The organism is Actinomadura syzygii (assembly GCF_008085905.1).
Classification (GTDB): domain Bacteria; phylum Actinomycetota; class Actinomycetes; order Streptosporangiales; family Streptosporangiaceae; genus Spirillospora; species Spirillospora syzygii.
In genome coordinates this window covers 83,518-100,058 of sequence record NZ_VSFF01000015.1, presented here as the reverse complement: position 1 = coordinate 100,058, position 16,541 = coordinate 83,518, and the positions used below count along the sequence as shown (strand labels likewise).

The 16,541-nt window shown below is 72.6% G+C and carries 15 protein-coding genes; all 15 read right to left on the bottom strand.

What is annotated here, in order from left to right:
* Window positions 1-7: 7 nt before the first annotated feature.
* The 15 genes from FXF65_RS35945 to FXF65_RS35875 all read right to left on the bottom strand — a co-directional run bounded on the left by FXF65_RS35945 (window position 8) and on the right by FXF65_RS35875 (window position 16,537).
* Window positions 8-961 (bottom strand): NAD(P)/FAD-dependent oxidoreductase, encoded by a 954-nt coding sequence (locus FXF65_RS35945; protein WP_148354539.1) that lies wholly within the window; start codon window positions 959-961, stop codon window positions 8-10.
* Window positions 958-2,100: an ABC transporter ATP-binding protein gene (locus FXF65_RS35940; protein ID WP_148354538.1), complete on the bottom strand. Its 1,143-nt coding sequence runs from the start codon at window positions 2,098-2,100 to the stop codon at window positions 958-960. Before FXF65_RS35940 ends, FXF65_RS35945 begins: the two co-directional genes overlap by 4 nt.
* 2 nt (window positions 2,101-2,102) lie before the next feature.
* Window positions 2,103-2,885 carry a carbohydrate ABC transporter permease gene (locus FXF65_RS35935; RefSeq protein WP_187412690.1) on the bottom strand — a complete coding sequence of 261 codons (783 nt, stop codon included), beginning with the start codon at window positions 2,883-2,885 and terminating at the stop codon, window positions 2,103-2,105.
* Window positions 2,886-2,948: 63 nt separating this feature from the next.
* Window positions 2,949-3,878, bottom strand: a complete 930-nt coding sequence (locus FXF65_RS35930) for a carbohydrate ABC transporter permease (RefSeq protein ID WP_222868912.1) — start codon at window positions 3,876-3,878, stop codon at window positions 2,949-2,951.
* Between the two features lie 118 nt (window positions 3,879-3,996).
* Window positions 3,997-4,983, bottom strand: coding sequence for a selenide, water dikinase SelD (selD, locus tag FXF65_RS35925; RefSeq protein WP_246199341.1), 987 nt, complete (start codon window positions 4,981-4,983; stop codon window positions 3,997-3,999).
* A gap of 36 nt (window positions 4,984-5,019) precedes the next feature.
* Window positions 5,020-6,546: a class I adenylate-forming enzyme family protein gene (locus tag FXF65_RS35920; protein ID WP_187412689.1), complete on the bottom strand. Its 1,527-nt coding sequence runs from the start codon at window positions 6,544-6,546 to the stop codon at window positions 5,020-5,022.
* Window positions 6,547-6,560: 14 nt separating this feature from the next.
* On the bottom strand, window positions 6,561-8,867 hold the full coding sequence (locus FXF65_RS35915) for an arylsulfatase (RefSeq protein ID WP_148354535.1): 2,307 nt from the start codon (window positions 8,865-8,867) through the stop codon (window positions 6,561-6,563).
* Window positions 8,864-9,640, bottom strand: a complete 777-nt coding sequence (locus FXF65_RS35910) for an ABC transporter ATP-binding protein (RefSeq protein WP_148354534.1) — start codon at window positions 9,638-9,640, stop codon at window positions 8,864-8,866. Before FXF65_RS35910 ends, FXF65_RS35915 begins: the two co-directional genes overlap by 4 nt.
* A 30-nt stretch (window positions 9,641-9,670) precedes the next feature.
* On the bottom strand, window positions 9,671-10,444 hold the full coding sequence (locus FXF65_RS35905) for an ABC transporter permease (RefSeq protein WP_148354533.1): 774 nt from the start codon (window positions 10,442-10,444) through the stop codon (window positions 9,671-9,673).
* Complete coding sequence (locus FXF65_RS35900) at window positions 10,441-11,286, bottom strand: ABC transporter permease (protein ID WP_148354532.1); 846 nt, start codon at window positions 11,284-11,286, stop codon at window positions 10,441-10,443. The genes FXF65_RS35905 and FXF65_RS35900 overlap by 4 nt, the downstream gene beginning before the upstream one ends.
* Before the next feature lie 4 nt (window positions 11,287-11,290).
* Window positions 11,291-12,268 carry an ABC transporter substrate-binding protein gene (locus FXF65_RS35895; protein WP_148354531.1) on the bottom strand — a complete coding sequence of 326 codons (978 nt, stop codon included), beginning with the start codon at window positions 12,266-12,268 and terminating at the stop codon, window positions 11,291-11,293.
* A complete protein-coding gene (locus FXF65_RS35890; protein ID WP_148354530.1) occupies window positions 12,252-13,880 on the bottom strand; it encodes a bifunctional 3-(3-hydroxy-phenyl)propionate/3-hydroxycinnamic acid hydroxylase in 1,629 nt (542 codons plus the stop codon). Before FXF65_RS35890 ends, FXF65_RS35895 begins: the two co-directional genes overlap by 17 nt.
* The gene (locus FXF65_RS35885) at window positions 13,877-15,136 is read right to left on the bottom strand and encodes a VOC family protein (RefSeq protein WP_148354529.1); all 1,260 of its coding nucleotides are present in this window, start codon (window positions 15,134-15,136) and stop codon (window positions 13,877-13,879) included. Before FXF65_RS35885 ends, FXF65_RS35890 begins: the two co-directional genes overlap by 4 nt.
* Complete coding sequence (locus tag FXF65_RS35880; RefSeq protein ID WP_148354528.1) at window positions 15,129-16,004, bottom strand: fumarylacetoacetate hydrolase family protein; 876 nt, start codon at window positions 16,002-16,004, stop codon at window positions 15,129-15,131. The genes FXF65_RS35885 and FXF65_RS35880 overlap by 8 nt, the downstream gene beginning before the upstream one ends.
* The gene (locus FXF65_RS35875) at window positions 16,001-16,537 is read right to left on the bottom strand and encodes a carboxymuconolactone decarboxylase family protein (protein WP_148354527.1); all 537 of its coding nucleotides are present in this window, start codon (window positions 16,535-16,537) and stop codon (window positions 16,001-16,003) included. Before FXF65_RS35875 ends, FXF65_RS35880 begins: the two co-directional genes overlap by 4 nt.
* Between the last annotated feature and the right edge of the window lie 4 nt (window positions 16,538-16,541).

Below are 16,541 nucleotides of genomic sequence, written 5' to 3'. Positions count from 1 at the left end.
AGCCCTTTCAAGGGGCGGAAAGGACCGGCCACGGACGGCCGGGGTCGGCGAGGTGGCGGTGCGCGGCGAGCGCGGCGGTCGCGCCGTCGCCCGCCGCGGCGACCGCCTGCGCGGCCGAGTCGGTCCTGATGTCGCCCGCCGCGAACACTCCGGGCAGGGCGGTGCGCATGGCGCCGTCCGTCGGGACGCGCCCGTCGTCGGCCAGCGGGAGCAGGCCGCGCAGCATGTCGGTCTGCGGACGCAGCCCCACGTACACGAACACGCCGGCGACCTGCTCTTCCGCCGTCTCGCCCGTGCCGGTGTGCCTGATCTTGACGCCTGCCACGGCGGTGTCGCCGACGATCTCCTCGACGGCGGTCGAGCCGCGCACCTCGATCGACGGGTGCTCCAGGACGCGCCTCGCGTACGTGTGCTGCCCGGTGAGGCTCTCACCGCGATGCAACAGCACGACCCGCTCCACGTGGTCGGTCAGTTCCAGCGCCTCCAGCAGCGCGGAGTCGCCGCCGCCGACGACGGCGACGGCCTTGCCCCGGTGCAGCGGCCCGTCGCACGTCGCGCAGCTCGAGACGCCGTGCCCGCGCAGCCTCTCCTCGCCCGGCACTTCCAGCGCGCGCAGCGCCGACCCGGTCGCGACGATGACGGCTCCGGCGCGGACCTCGCCGTCGCCGGTGGTGGCCGCCCAGCCGCCGTCCGCCGGGGCGAGGCCCTTGAGGGCGCTCGTCACGAACTCGACGCCCGCGTCCTGCGCCTGCTCCTGGATCATCGGGCACAGGTCGTAGCCGGGGACGCCCTCGGGGAAGCCGGGGAAGTCCTCGATGCGGCCGACGCCGATCAGGTGCCCGCCGCCGATGCCGTCGCCGAGCAGCAGCCCTGTCCGGCGTCCGTTGCGGGCGGCGAACAACCCGGCGGTCAGCCCGGCCACGCCGCCGCCCGCGACGAGGATCTCGAAGTCGTCCGTCATCTGATCGCCTCCCCGGTCTCGGGGTCGAAGAAGTGCAGGTCGGCCGGGTTCACCGGGATGGCGACGGTCTCCAGCGGCTTCACCGGGGACGCGGGCGAGAACCGCGCGTACACGGTGACCTTGTCCGCGGCGCCGGGGTCGGCGGCCACCGGCCGTCCGGGGAGCTCCACCTGGACGAGCCGCTCGTGCCCGAGCATCTCCACGACCGTCACCTCGCCGCGCAGCCGCCCGGCGGCGTCCCCGGCTGCGGCGCGCGGCGCGTCGGTGAGCTTCTCCGGACGGACGCCGACGACGACCTCCGAACCGGCGAAGCGCTCCAGCGCCCGGTGCATCTCGCGCGGCGCCGGAATCCGCTCCTCGCCCACGACGCAGCGCAGGTCGTCCGGGCCGTCGGCGACCAGCGGGCAGCTCAGCAGGTTCATGCCGGGCGACCCGATGAACGTCGCCACGAACATGTTGCTCGGACGTCCGTACACCAGCTCGGGAGTGCCCTCCTGCTGGAGCAGCCCGTCGCGCATGACGGCGATCCGCGTGCCCATCGTCATCGCCTCGACCTGGTCGTGGGTGACGTAGACGGTGGTGACGCCGAGCGTCCGCTGGACGGTGGACAGCTCGGCCCGCATCTGCATGCGCAGCTTCGCGTCCAGGTTGGAGAGCGGCTCGTCCAGCAGGAACGCCTGTGGCTTGCGGACGATCGCCCGCCCCATCGCGACCCTCTGCCGCTGACCGCCCGACAGCGCGCGCGGCTTGCGTTTCAGCAGCTCGTCGAGGCCGAGGAGCCGGGCGGCCTCCTCCACCCGCTCCTTGATCTCCTGCTTGCGCCTGCCCTCGCACTGCAAGGGAAAGGCGATGTTGTCGTAGACGCTCATGTGCGGGTAGAGGGCGTAGTTCTGGAAGACCATGGCGACGTCGCGCTTGCGGGGCTCGACCCGGTTCACGACCGTCCCGCCGATGCTGATCTCGCCTTCCTCGATCGTCTCCAGCCCGGCGATCATGCGGAGCGCGGTCGTCTTGCCGCAGCCGGACGGCCCGACGAAGACCATGAACTCGCCGTCCGCGATCTCCAGGTCGAGGTCGCGGAGCGCCCGCGTCCCGCCCGGGTACACCTTGCCCAGCCCGCGAATGCCGATCGTTCCCATGGTCAGCCTCGGATTCCGCCGGCCAAGCCTCGGACGAACTGCCGCTGCGCGACGACGAAGACGCCGAGCACGGGGAGAATGGCGATCGTCGCCCCCGCGAACACAAGGTTCCACTGGGTGTAGTTCTCGTTGACGAAGGAGTTCAGCGCGACCGGCAAAGTCCCGATCGAGCTGCCGCTCATGAAGATGAGCGCGATGAAGAAGTCGTTCCACACGATCAGCCCGGACAGCATCGCCACGGTCGTGGTGATCGGCCGCAGCAAGGGGATCACGACCCGAAAGAATGTGCGGAGCATCCCGGCGCCGTCCACCTGCGCGGCCTCTTCATATTCCGTGGGCAGCGCGCGGATGAAACCCACGTAGAGGAACACGGCGAAGGGCAGGATGCCCGCCGTGTGCAGGATGATGATCCCGTGGTAGGTGGCGAGCAGGCCCGCGCTGCGCATGACGACGTAGACCGGCACGAGACCGAGCGTGGCGGGCATGATGAACCCGATCACGAACAGGACGTAGAGCCCGTTGCTCAGCTTCGACGTCCGCCTGGCGATCACGTACGCCGTCATCGACGACACCAATACCAGGCAGACCACGCTGCCGACCGTGATGATCACCGTGTTGAAGAACGCGCGTCCCATGCCGCCCGTCGTGCCGCCGTTGGACCAGGCGTCCGCGTAGTTGCCCCAGTTCGGGTCGGCCAGCGGCGGCTTGAGCGGTTCGCGCGTGAGTTGCCGGTCGCTTTTCAGCGAGATGGCGATCAGGAAGTAGAAGGGTAACGAGAACAGCATCGCCGCCAGGATCATCGCTAACTCGCGGACGAAAGACCGTGAGGTGTACCGGAAGGCACCCATCTACAACCGCCTTTCCCGGCGTCGCTGATACATCATGTTGACGATTCCCAGAATGGAGATCAGCACGGTCATCACCATCGCGATGGACGCGCCGAACCCGAACCGGCCCTCGACGAACGTCTGCTGGTAGACCTGCGTCGCCAGGGTCTCGGTCGAGTACACGGGGCCGCCTCCCGTGAGCGCGTACACCTGGTCGAAGACCCGCAGCCCGGAGATCAGCATCAGCGTGGACACGATGGTGAACGCGGGCGCGAGCAGCGGCAGCGTGACGCGCCGCAGCCGCATCCACGTCCGCGCGCCGTCGATGACGGCCGCCTCCTCCAGCTCGTCGGCCACGCCCTGCAGCCCGGCCAGATAGATGATCATCGCCTGGCCGGAGTGCTGCCAGACCATGACGACCAGCACGCACCAGATCGCCGTTGACGGGTCGCCGAGCCATTCATGGCGCAGGGAGTCCAGGGCGATCCCGCCGAGCATCCGGTTGATCGCGCCGTCGTAGGTGAACATGTACTGCCAGACGTACGAGACGGCGAGCGGGCTGAGGACGGCGGGCGCGAAGAACAGGGTCCGCAGGACGTTGCGCGACTTAAGCGTCCGGTTCAGCGCGAGGGCCAGCACCAGGCCCACGACGTTGACCAGCACGAGGTAGCAGGCGGCCAGCACGAGCGTGTGGAGCAGCGCGTTGCGCTGGACCTGCGAGTCCATGATCTCGCGGAAGTTGTCCCAGCCGACGAAGTTCGCGGAGTTGAAGCCGTCCCAGTCGGTGAAGGCGTAGACGCCGCCCGACAGCGGGGCGGCGAAGTGCATCCCGATCAGCAGGACGACGCCGACGAAGGCGAGCGTCCACGGCGGCTTCCGGGCCCCGCCCGCGGGCCCGTCCTCCCGACGCCGCCGCCACCAGCCGCCGGGCACGGTGATCCTGCGGCTCATCTGAGCTCCCTCTGTCCGGTGGCTGTCCGACCGGCGCCTGGGGCACAGGATCATATACGAAATCGGGTGTGTCAATAGAAAATAGAGTATGAAGCGATGGACGGTACGAGTCTCCGGTTCAGCGCACCAGCAGGCTGCGGTCGCGGGCGGCGACCAGCTCGCCCACGATCGGCGCCCCCGGCACCTCACCGGCGACCAGGAGGCCGCCGGAGGTCTGCGCGTCCGCGAGCAGCAGCCGGGTCTCCTCGTCCGCCGAGCCGAAGTCGGTGCGCGGGGCGACCCAGTCGAGGTTCCGCCTGGTCCCGCCGCTGACGTAGCCGTCGCGCACCGCCTCGCGCGCGCCGTCCGCGTAGGGGACCGCGGCCGCGTCGACCACGGCGGACACGCCGGAGGCGCGGGCCAGTTTGTGCAGGTGCCCGAGCAGCCCGAACCCCGTCACGTCGGTCGCGCAGACGGCACCGGCCTTCAGCGCGGCCGCGGCGGCGTCGCGGTTGAGCTCCGTCATGATGGCGACGGCCTGCTCGAACACCTCGCCGGTGGCCTTGTGCCGGTTGTTCAGGACGCCGAGCCCGAGCGGCTTGGTGAGCGAGAGCGGCGTGCCCGCACGGCCCCGGTCGTTGCGCAGCAGGCGGCCGGCGTCCGCGATGCCGGTCACCGCCATCCCGTACTTGGGCTCGGGGTCGTCCACGCTGTGCCCGCCGCCGACGTGGCACTCGGCGAGGACGGCGACGTCGAGGCCGCCGCGCAGCACCTCGCGGGCCACGTCGAACGGCAGCACGTCCCGAGGCCAGGCCAGCAGGTTCACCGCGACGAGCGGACGGCCGCCCATCGCGTACACGTCGGAGAGCGCGTTGGCGGCGGCGATCCGGCCCCAGTCGTACGGGTCGTCGACGACGGGGGTGAAGAAGTCGGCCGTGGCCACCACCGCCGTGTCGCCGGAGATCCGCACGACGGCGGCGTCGTCGCCGGAGTCGAGGCCGACGAGGAGGTCGCCGTCCGGTCGCCCGCCGAGGCCCGCCACCACCTCCTCCAGCTCGCCCGGAGGGATCTTGCAGGCGCATCCGCCACCGTGCGCGTACTGGGTCAGCCGCATCCGTCGCCCCACGTTGTGCAGGAAATATTGTATACAGCGCAGCGGGCCTCAGACGTTCGCCCTCAGCTCCTGCTTCAGTACCTTGCCCGCGGCGTTGCGGGGCAACGCCTCCACGAACCGGACGATCCGCGGTTTCTTGTAGGACGCCAGCTCCGCGCGGGCGTGGGCGACGACGGCCTCCTCGTCCAGGGACGACCCGGGACGGCGGACGACGACCGCGCACACCGCCTCGCCCAGCACCGGGTCGGGGACGCCGACCACGGCGGCCTCGCGGACGTCCGGATGGGCGAGGAGCGCGTTCTCCACCTCCACGCTCGACACGTTCTCGCCACCCGTGATGATCAGATCCTTCTTGCGGTCGATCAGCCGCAGCACCCCCGACTCGTGCAGGACGCCCAGGTCGCCAGTGCGCAGCCAGCCGTCGGATGAGAGCGCGCCGCGAGTGGACTCCGGGTCGTCCCAGTAGCGCGACATGACCTGGTCCGCCCGGAGCAGCACCTCGCCGGGCACACCCGACGGCACGTCGCGGCCCGACTCGTCCACGAGCCGCATCCCGACCAGCGGTCCGGGACGCCCCGCGCAGCCCAGCAGCCATTCCTCGCCGTCCACGCCGCGCCGGTGCGCCTCGGCGTCCAGCCACACCGCCGCGCCGGTCGACTCGGTCTGCCCGTACGCCTGGACGAGGCTCACCCCCGGGAAGGCGCGCATGGTGGCGCGGATCAGGTCCGGGTTGATCGGCGAGGACCCGTAGAAGAGCACGTCGAGGCTCTCCAGGTTCGCGTGTTCCAACTCGGGTTCGGCGAGGAGCATGGCCAGCATGGCGGGCGCGACGGCGGCGATCGTGACGCGGTGCTCCCCGATCGCCCGCAGGTAGTCGGCCGGGCGGAAGCGCCGCTGGAGCACCAGCGTCCCGCCGGCCGCGAAGACGGCGACGGCGGCGTGCGCGGTGACGTGGCTGAGGGAGAACGGCATCAGCATCCGCATCCCGCCGCGCGGCGACAGCGCCAGCAGGAACCCGGCCGCCGCGGCGGACACGGCCCGGTGGGACAGCACCACGCCCTTGGAGCGGCCCGTCGTCCCGGACGTGTAGATCAGCCAGGCGTCCGAGGCGTCGTCGCGGACGGGCCAGGCGCCGGCGGGGTCGGCGTCCAGCCAGCGGGCCCAGTCCGGGTCGGCCGAGCCGTCCGGGGCGGCGTCCATCCAGACCACCTCGCGAAGCGGCACGCGGTCGCGCCACGCCGCGAGGCCGTCGGCGAACGCGGGCTCGGTCACGAGGACGCGGGCCCCCGACCGGCGGACCGCGTCGGCCAGCTCGTTCGGGCCGGACCGCGGGTTGAGCAGGACGAGCGTCCGGCCGGATCCCGGCACGGCGAAGAGGAGCTGGACGAACTCCGCCCGGTTGTCCGACAGCACGGCGATCCGGTCGCCCGGCTCCGTCGTCGCGGCCAGGACCGCGCAGATCCGCCGGGCCGCCGCGTCCAGCTCGGCGTAGGTGGTGGCGCGGCCGCCGCACACCAGCGCCGTGTCGGCGGGACGGCGGCGCGCCGCGTTCTCGATGTGCTCGTACAGCAGCACTGTCGTCGGGCTCCTCAGTCCTCGAAGCGCGCGGCGCTGACCGTCAGGTCGAACAGCGCCGCCGGGTCGTAGTCGGCGCGTTCGCCGGGCAGGTAGGTCACCGCGCGGAGCGCGCCGGTGTACGGGAAGGTGCGGTGCCGCTCGTACAGGCCCCAGTGGATCGGGCCGCCGCGGCAGATCCCGACGTCGATGCCCGAGAACGGCGCCAGCACGAGGAGCATGGGCAGCGGGTCCGTCGCGGCGAGCATCGGCACGGAACCCGTCCCGGCCGTGCTGTCCACCGTGAACGACCACCCGAACTCCGGCGCGGCCTCCGCCCGCAGGACGAGTGTGACAGGCCCGGTCGGCATCCGCCCGGCGTCGAACTCGTGCAGATGGCCGAACGCATTGTAGGTGAAGGCGAGGCGACCGTCCTCGACGTGGAGCTGGTAGCCGCCGCCCTGGTCGCCGTGGGCTAGCAGCACTCCCTCGTCGTCCGGGCCGTGGTGGCCGATCTCGATCCGGACCTCGAACGAGCGCAGCGCGATCAGCCGCGCCGACCGGTAGCGCTCCAGCGTGAACGTCCCCGGCAGGATCCGGGTCGGGCGCGCCATCGCCTCGTCGGACGGGCGCCGCGCCACGCCCCGGTAGCCCTCCCCGGCGTCGAGCGGGAACACCCGGTTGCGTCCGGCCGCGTCCTCCCAGGCCGCCGCCAGCTCGGCGCGCAGCTCCGGGTGCTGCGCGGAGACGTCGCGGGACTCGGTCGGGTCCTTGTCGACGTGGTACAGCTCCCATTCCGCGTCGTCGTAGGGAGTGCCGGGGTCGTGGGTGGTGAGGATCTTCCAGCCGTCGCGGTAGAAGCCGCGTTCCCCGCCGTACTCGGAGTACTGCTCGCGCCGGGTCGCGGGCGCCTTCGGGTCGGTCAGAACCGGGAGGAAGCTCACCCCGTCCGGCTCCTGGACGGGAGCTCCCGCCCGCTCGGTCGTACGGCCGACGCCCGCCAGCTCCAGCAGCGTGGGGGCGACGTCCGTGACGTACTGGAACTGGCTGCGCAGCCCGCGCTGGGCCTCGGACGCGCCCGGCCACGAGATGATGAACGGCACCCGGACGCCGCCAGCGAAGGTGTGCGCCTTGTACAGCCGGAACGGGGTGTTGGACACCCGTCCCCAGCCGCGCGGGTAGTGCGGCATCACGCGCGGGCCGCCGATCAGGTCGAGGTCGCGGTCGACGTCCCGGTCCCAGGCGGCGGGCAGGCCGGGCATGCGGAGGAACTGGCTGAAGTAGCTGCGGGTGCCGTCCGGCCCGGCCTCCATGGTGCCGCCGTTGTCCGAGGTGAACACGATGATCGTGTCGTCCAGCTCGCCGAGCGCCTCGATGGTGGCGATCAGCCGGCCGAGGCTCTGGTCGATGCTGTCCACCATGGCGGCGTAGACCTCCATATAGCGGGCGTAGCGCTCCTGCTCGTCCGGGCCGAGGTCGGCCCAGGGAAGCACCGAGTGCCGGGCCCGCCGCTCGTCCGGGGGCAGTTCGGTGCCGGGCGGGAACAGGCCCCGTTCGAGCTGGCGCGCGAACCGGCGGCGGCGGGTCTCGTCCCATCCGGCGGCGTAGCGGCCGCGGTACTTCGCGAGGTCGGCGGGCTTGGCGCCGAGCGGCCCGTGCATCGCCTGGTGGCAGAAGTACAGGAAGAACGGCTTCGTGCCGCTCGCCCGCACGCTCTTGATCATCGAGATGGCCTGGTCGGTGAGGTCGTCGGTCAGGTAGTAGCCGTCGCCCCGGTCGTCCGCCTCCACCACCGAGTTGTCGCGGATCAGGCGGTTCGGGTGGAAGAAGCTGTTCAGGCCCTCCATGGTGCCGTAGTAGCGGTCGAACCCCTTGGCCAGCGGATAGGAGTGCCGGGACGCCGCGTCGTTCATCAGCCCGCCCCTGGTCAGGTGCCACTTGCCGACTGCGAGGGTGGCGTAGCCGTGCGCGCGGAGCTCCTCGGGCAGCGTGACGACGTCGTCGGCGATCTCCACGGCCGTGTTGGGGAAGCCGAGGTCGTGGTCGGCGACGGACGCGTACCCGGCCCGGTGCGGGTTGATCCCGGTCAGCAGCGCGGCCCGCGCGGGCGAGCAGACCGGCGCGCTGTGGTAGTTCGTCATGGTGACGCCCCGCCCGGCCAGCCAGTCCAGATGCGGGGTGTCCACCTCCGAGCCGTAGGGGCCGACGTCGCTGTAGCCGAGGTCGTCGACCAGGACGACCACGATGTTCGGCGCTCCCGGCGGCGCCTCGGGCTCCTCCTGCCAGGACGGGCGGGACTCCCGGGTGGTGCGGCCGATCCGGCCCGCGAACCCGGCGGTCACGCCGTCGCCTCGGCGGACTCGGCGCGCAGCAGCGGGAAGATGCGCGAGCGCAGCTCGGCGAACGCGGGCAGCGACTTCGTCGTCACCTGGTCGCGCGGGCGCGGCAGGTCGACGTCCAGCACCGCGCGGACGGTCGACGGCCGGTGCGACACGACCACGATGCGGTCCGCGAGGTAGGCCGCCTCGTCGATGTCGTGGGTGACGAACAGCGCCGTCATGCGCAGGTGCGCGCACACGTCCAGCACGAGGTCCTCCAGGTCGGCGCGGGTCTGCGCGTCCACGGACGCGAACGGCTCGTCGAACAGCAGCATCTTCGGCCGGTAGGCGAGCCCGCGGGCCAGCGCGACGCGCTGCTGCATCCCGCCGGAGAGCTGCCAGGGGTAGCGGTCGGCGGCGTCGGCGAGGCCGACCTCGGCGAGCGCCGCGTCGACGCGGGCGTCCCGCTCCGCGCGCGACCGCACCTTCTTGCGGATCGGCAGCAGCACGTTCTGCCGGACGGTCGCCCACGGCATCAGCGACCGCGTGTAGTCCTGGAAGACCAGCGCCATGTCCGGGTGCGGCGACCGGACGACGTCGCCGCCGAGCCGCACCTCGCCGCGCGAGTAGGGGAGCAGCCCGGCGAGGCTGCGCAGCAGGGTCGTCTTGCCCGCGCCGGACGGGCCGACGAGCGTGACGATCTCCCCTTCGGCCACCGTGAGGTCGACCTGCCGGACGGCCTCCACCTCTCCCGAGGCCGTCCGGTAGACGTGGCCGAGTCCTTCGACTTCGAGCATTCCGGGTCTTTCCTCTCAGCTCTTGGCGGCTCAGCTCTTGGCGGCGGCCCTGGCCCCGGCGTACCAGCGCAGGGCCCGCCGCTGCGCGACGGCGACGAGGACGTTGACGGCGATCCCGAGCAGGCCGAGCAGCAGCATCCCCGACCACATGTCCGGGATCGCGAAGCCCGAGGCCGAGTCGCGGGTGAAGTAGCCGACCCCGTCGGAGCCGCCGAAGTACTCGCTGACGATCATCACGATGAAGGCCAGCGCCACGCTGGTGCGGACGCCGACGCTGATCTGCGGCAGCGCGCCGGGCAGCACGATGCGGGTGACGCGCTCCCGGCGGCTCAGCCGGTAGGACGCGGCCACGTCCAGCAGGACGGGTTCGGCCGCGCGGACGCCGTCGACGGTGTTCAGCAGCACCGGGAACACCGACACGAACGCGATCATCAGGACCTTGCCGACCGAGCCCGTCCCGAACAGGACGAGGAACGTCACCACGACGACCGGGCCGGGGGTGGAGCGCAGCAGGGTCAGCCACGGCTTGGTCGCGCGGTGCGCGAGGTCGCTCATGCCGAGCGCCACGCCCAGCGCGACGCCCACGACGACGCTGAGCAGCAGCCCGGAGAACATCCGGACGAGGCTCGGCATCACGTGCTCGGGGACGAGCGCGAACAGCCAGTTCTCCCTGAACCGGGTGAAGACCTGGCCGGGCGGCGGGAAGTACAGCGACTCGCCGCCCCGCGTCAGGTACCACCAGGCCGCGAGGACGGCCAGCGGCAGGGCCGCGTAGGTGGCCGTCCGTGCGAGCAGGCGTGTCATCGGGCTCCCTCCCGGTAGGCGGCGTGCCAGTGCAGGGCGCGCTTCTCCAGCAGTCCGAGCGCCTGGTCGAGCAGGACGCCGAGCACCGCCGCGGCGAGGCCGGTGCCGAACAGGACGACGTAGCTCCCCGTCTGGTAGGCCGTGGACATCACCCCGCCGAGCCCCTTGCCGGTGCCGACCAGCTCCGTGGTGACCACCACGACGAGCGAGATGGTGGCGCTGATCCGCACCCCGGTCGCGATGAACGGCGCCGCGCTCGGCAGCACGCACCACCGCATCCGCTCCCGCCGGGTGAAGGCGTAGGCGCGGGTCATGTCGCGCAGGACGGGGTCGGTGTCGTGCACCCCGGCCACCGTCTGCAGCAGCACCGGCCAAATCGCGCCCCCGGCGACGAGGACCATGACGGAGAGCCGTCCCGTGCCCGCCACCAGGATCACCAGCGGCAGGTACACGATCGACGGGATCGGCCGGAAGAACTCGACGACCGGGAACAGCAGCCGGTCGACGACGCCGTTCAGCCCGGCGAGCATGCCGAGCGCGCAGCCGACGAGGACGGAGACGGCGAACCCGGCCGTCCACGACAGCATCGTCGACCCGACGGCGCTCCAGAACTCCGACTTGAGGACCGACTCCCCGAGGTAGGTCGCGAGGTCGGCGGGGGAGGGCAGCGAGCCGGGCGTCGCCCCGGCCGCCGCCGCGAGCTGCCACGCGCCGAACAGCGCGGCCCCGAGCAGGGCCGGGGCCCAGACGGCGCGCAGGGCGGCGCGGCCCCGGCCGCGCCGCCGCGCGGCCCCGCCCCCGGCCCGGGCGGACCGGGCCGGGGCGAGCGTCGTGCCGGTCATCCGGTCAGCCCGCGCTCGGCGGGGCCGCGACCAGCTCCGCGTAGCCGATCGAGCCCTTGAGGTAGCCCGCCGCGCGCATGTCGTCGATGTTGCCGGTGACGGCCTTCTCGTCGAACGCCGCCTGCCACTTCATCTTCGGCTGCGCCTGCGCCGCCTTGAGCGGGATGTTCGCGGTCTTCGCGAACTCGGCGAGCGCCTCGTCGCGGTTCTCGTTGGCCCAGGCGTAGGCGCGCTCCAGCACCTTCATGAACGCGTCCGCCTTCGCGGACTGCTTCTGCCGGAACTCCTTCTTCGCGAAGTAGACCGGCACCGGCGTGCCCGCCCGCGACACCTTGCTGACGTAGGTGCCGCCGGCCGCGAGGAGCTGGTCGGTGAACGGAGCGACCGACACCGCGGCGTCGACGTCGCCCCGCTTCATGGCCTCGACCATCCCCGGGAACGGGACGGCGACCCACGTGATGGCGTCGCCCTTGCCGCCCGCCTCGTTCGTCCGGCGGACGACCTGCGCCGCCGACGGGCCCTTCAGCTCGTTGCTCGCGACCTTGCGCCCGGCGAGGTCGGACACGCTGCGGATTCCGCTGCCCTTGCGGGCGACCACCGAGGCGAGCTGCTGGTCGCGCTGCTCACCCTCGACGAGCTGGCCCGCCACGGCCTTGATCGGGACGCCCTTCGCGGCGTGCGTGATCACTGTGCCGAGGCCGGTCACGCCCACGTCGGCCTGCCCGTTCAGCACCAGCGGGATGGACGACTCGGGCCCGTACTCGACGGCCTTCACGTCGAATCCGGCCTCCTTGAACCAGCCCTTGGAGATCGCGATCCGCATCGGCGTCTCCCAGTAGGACGGCCCGACCTCGACGCGGATGGTCGTGTCCTTGCCGGAGCCCGCCCCGGAGCCGGAGTCGGACGAGCCGCACCCGGCGAGCGTCGCCGCGGCGAGGGCGGCGGCCGCGCAGACGGCCCAGGTGTTACGAATTGACGGCATCTTGCTGCTCCCGAGGATCCGGAGGGAGGGGCGGCACGGCAGTGTCCGTCCCGGTGGCGGCGAGGAAGTCGCCGAGGAGTCGCGGCACGTCCGCGAGGCGTGCGCCGGACCCGAAGAGGTAGAAGTCGGGACGGACCAGGACCGCCGCCGCGTCCAGGCGGGCGAACCAGCGTCCGTAGTCGCCGTCGACATCGGCGAACGGTCCTGTCGCCTCGTCGGCGTCGGCGTCGGCGGGGCCGAGCCTGACGACGGTTCCGCCGATGGCGTCCCAGCGCGCCCGCAGCGCGGCGGGCAGGTCCGGTCGCGGCCGGCCCGGCGCGATCAGCAGGACGGGCCCGCGCGGGTCGGTCGCCGCGTCGAGGAGCGCGGTGCGCCCGGCGCGGCGGACGCGGGCCTGGAGGCCCAGCGTCCCGGCCGCCGGGTCGCCGGATCGGAGCGTTCCACGCCGCAGCGGCCAGACCGCCTTGCCGGGCCGGACCTCCGTGCTGCGCCGCCGCATCCGCTCGTCCCGGCGGCGCGCCGGCTCCGGGCCGGTCTCGCAGATCAGCCGTCCGGCGGCGACCGTCTCGGTGAGGATCTCGCGGACCTGCCCGTGCCGCTCGGCCGTGTAGTCGGCGAGCAGGTCGGCGGTCGCGCCCCCGACCAGCAGCGCCAGCCGCCATGCGAGGTCGGCGGCGTCGCGGATCCCGGAGTTGAAGCCCTGCCCGAGGAACGGCGGCATCTGGTGCGCGGCGTCGCCCGCGAGAACGCCGCGGCCCCGGTGCCAGCGCGGGGCGACGCGGGCGGCGAACGTGTAGAGGGCGTGCCGCACGAGGTCCGCGTTCCGCGGGTGGACGCCCCACGGCTCCAGCAGCCGCCACGCCGTCTCGTCGGTGTCCATGGCGGCGTCGTCGTCGCCGGGCATCACCATGAACTCGAAGCGGCGGCGTCCGGGGCCGCCCGCGATGAGCGTGGTGGGCCGGGACGGGTCCAGGTGCTGCGCCGCGTAGGGCGTGATCGTCGTCCCGGGGTGCGGGTCCACGTCCACGACGAACCAGCGGCGCTGGAAGTCGTCGGCGTCGAGCGCCAGGCCGAGCAGGTCCCGGACGGTGCTGTTGGCGCCGTCGCAGCCGACGACGTACGCGGCGTCGATCGTGAGCTCCCGGCCGTCCGGGACGAAGTCCATGCCGTCGTGCTCGCGGGCCGCCAGGCGCACGCCGTCCCGCCCCTGCTCGATGTCGCATGCCGAGTAGCCGCGCCGCACCTCGATGCCGGGCGTGCGGGACACGAGGTCCGCCAGCTCCGCTTCGAGCAGCGGCTGCGAGAAGGCGTACATCTGCGCGTGCCCGGACTCGGACTCCTGCGCGAACGACGTCCGCAGGAGGATCTCCCCGGCGGCGTCCTGGAAGACGAACTCCTGCCCGTCCAGGCCCCACGGCTCCAGCAGGTCGGGACGGTCGAACCCGGCGAGCCGCAGCGTCCGCAGCGACTCGTGGGCGAGGGCGACGGCGCGGGGCAGCGGATACGGCCGGCCCCACCGCTCGACCAGGACGCTCCCCACGCCGTACCGGGCGAGCAGCAGCGCCAGCGTCTGGCCGACCGGGCCCGCGCCGACGATCGCGACGGCGCTCATCCGAGCGGGCCCATGAAGGTCTGGTCGGTGTAGGTGTCGCTGAGCGGTTCGAGCGTCTCCGGCCACGCGCCGGAGACGTCCCGCCGCTGTTCGCGCGGGCGCGGGCGGCCGTCCCACCCGACGGTCTCCATGTAGTAGTAGAGCTGCACCAGGTGCCCGTCGGGCGCGGTGAAGTAGGCCGCGAGGTCGATGCCGCGGTGCAGGTCCGCCGGGAGGTCGTCGCGGCGCTCGAAGCCCCGCTCGGTCAGGAACTCCACGGCGTCGCGGAGCTGCCGGTACGTCCCGACCTCCATGCCCATGGACAGGTTCGACGTGTGCGGGCTGAGCCGCAGCCGCTCGCGCAGCGCCTTGTCCGCGAGCACCAGGCTGTGGTGCTCGGCGCCGTGGCGCAGGAACGCGACCCGGTGGCCGTCCACGTCGGCCGTCTCGGTGACGGCGAAGCCCATGACGTCGGTGTAGAAGGCGAGCATCCCGTCGAGGTCGGCGGTGAACATCGAGACCGGGCCGAGCTTGGTCACCTTGAACGGACGGGGGAGCAGCACGCCCTCGACGTCGTGGCGCTCGTCGAGGTGCGCCTCGTCCGGACGCCACCCGGAGTCGACGTCGACGCCGCGCGCCCGCGCCTCCCGGACCTCGGCGGCCTCCGACATCTGCGGCAGCTCCGGCGCCCGGTCGAACGCGCGGTCGTGCATCGCCCGCGGCTTGGAGTTGCGGCCCCAGCCGATCTGCTCCATGCCGTAGTAGAGCTCCAGCGTGTTGCCGTCCGGGTCCAGGAAGTAGACGTGCCAGTTGCTGCCCGGCATGTCGCGGCCCACCCGCCCGATGCGGACGCCGCGCTCGCGCAGGTAGCCGACCGCGTCCGCGACCTCCCGGAGCCCGCCGACCTGCCAGGTGATCTGGCTCAGCGTGTTGTCGGGCGCGTAGCGGTCGTTGCGGTTGAACGTCCCGAACGTGCGGTGCGCGAGGAGCAGGGCGTGGTGGTCGGAGCCGTGCGAGGTGAAGTACATCCGGGGGTCGGTGACGACGGCCTCCGCCTTCGCCCGCACCTCCGGCGGCACCGACTCGAACAGGTCGGCCTCGTCGGTGACCCGGAACCCGAGGACGTCGGTGAAGAAGCGCAGGGACTCGTCGAGCCGGTCGGTGTTGTAGCCGAAGTGGCCGAACCGGCGGATCTTGAACGGCCGGGGGAGCAGGACCCCGCCGACGTCGTACAGCTCGGGCCGCCCGGACGGGTCGGCGGCGTTCGGATCAGGCATGGCGCGCCTCCGCACGTGCCACGTAGGTCGGGCCCGCGGTGATCGTGTTGCGCATCACGCCCACGCCCTCCACCCAGGTCGTCAGCGTCTCGCCCGGCCCGAGGAACCGGCGGGGCCTGCGGAACGCGCCGACTCCGGCGGGCGTCCCGGTGAAGATCAGGTCGCCCGGCAGCAGCGTGCAGATGCCGGACAGGTAGGCGATCAGGTCCGGGACGGAGAAGATCAGGTTCTCCGTGCGGCCCTTCTGCATCACCACGCCGTCGATGGCGCAGCCGAGCTCCAGGTTGTCCGGGTCGGCGAACTCGTCGACGCTGACCACGGACGGCCCGACCGGCCCGAAGGCCGGGAACGACTTGCCCATCGAGAACTGCGGGTGGTCGCCGGTGAGCTGGACGACCCGCTCCGAGATGTCCTGCCCGGCGGTCAGCCCGGCCACGTGGGACCAGGCGTCCGCGGCCGCGACGCGCTCGGCTCGCCGTCCCATCACCACCACCAGCTCCACCTCCCAGTCGACCTTGCGGCTGGGCAGCGGGACGTCCTCGAAGGGCCCCGCGAGGCAGCTCGGGAACTTGGTGAAGATCAGCGGGACGGCGGTCGGGGACGCCCCGGCCTCCTCGACGTGGTCGCGGTAGTTCGCGCCGACGCCGAACACCTGCGTGGGCTTCGGGACGGGGTTGGTGAGCTCGCGCGGCTCGCAGTCCGCCGCCGCGCCCAGCTCGGTGTCGGCGGCCCAGGCGCGGAACTCGTCCCAGTCCCGGTAGGCGTCCATCGGGTCCGGTCCGAACCGTCCCGCGCTGGCCTCGGCGACGTCCACCGTGCCCGCGTCCGACATCAGGACCAGCCGGCCCCGCAGCGCCGCGACCCTCACGCGTCCTCCTTCTCGTCCAGCGGGATCTCCAGGCCGTTCAGCAGCATCGCCAGGAGCGCGTAGTGGCCGACGAGCATCGGCAGCTCGACGAGCTGGGCCGCGTCGTAGTGCGCCCGCAGCCCCGACCAGGTCCCGGCCGTGAACCGGTCCGCGTCGAGGAGCTCGTCGACCGCGCGGAGCAGGGTCAGCTCACGCTCGGCGAAGCCCGCGTCGCCGCCGTCCCGGGCCGCGGCGATCTCCGCGCCGGTGAGCCCGGCGCGGGCGCCGATGCGCTCGTGGTGCGCCAGTTCGTAGGGGACGCGGCGGTGGCCCGCCGTCCGCAGGATGACCAGCTCGCGCTCCCGGCGCGGGAGCGCGGACCGCCGCAGCAGCTTCATGCAGAACGGCAGCCAGACCTCGTACAGGTCCTCGTTGCGCACGACCGTGCTGAAGAGGTTGGCCGCCGCCGGGCCGAGCACGGGCTCCAGCAGTTCGCGCTGGCGTTCCGTGCGCGCGTCGGGCGGTAGCGGCCCGACCCTCGCCACGTCGGTCATGTGC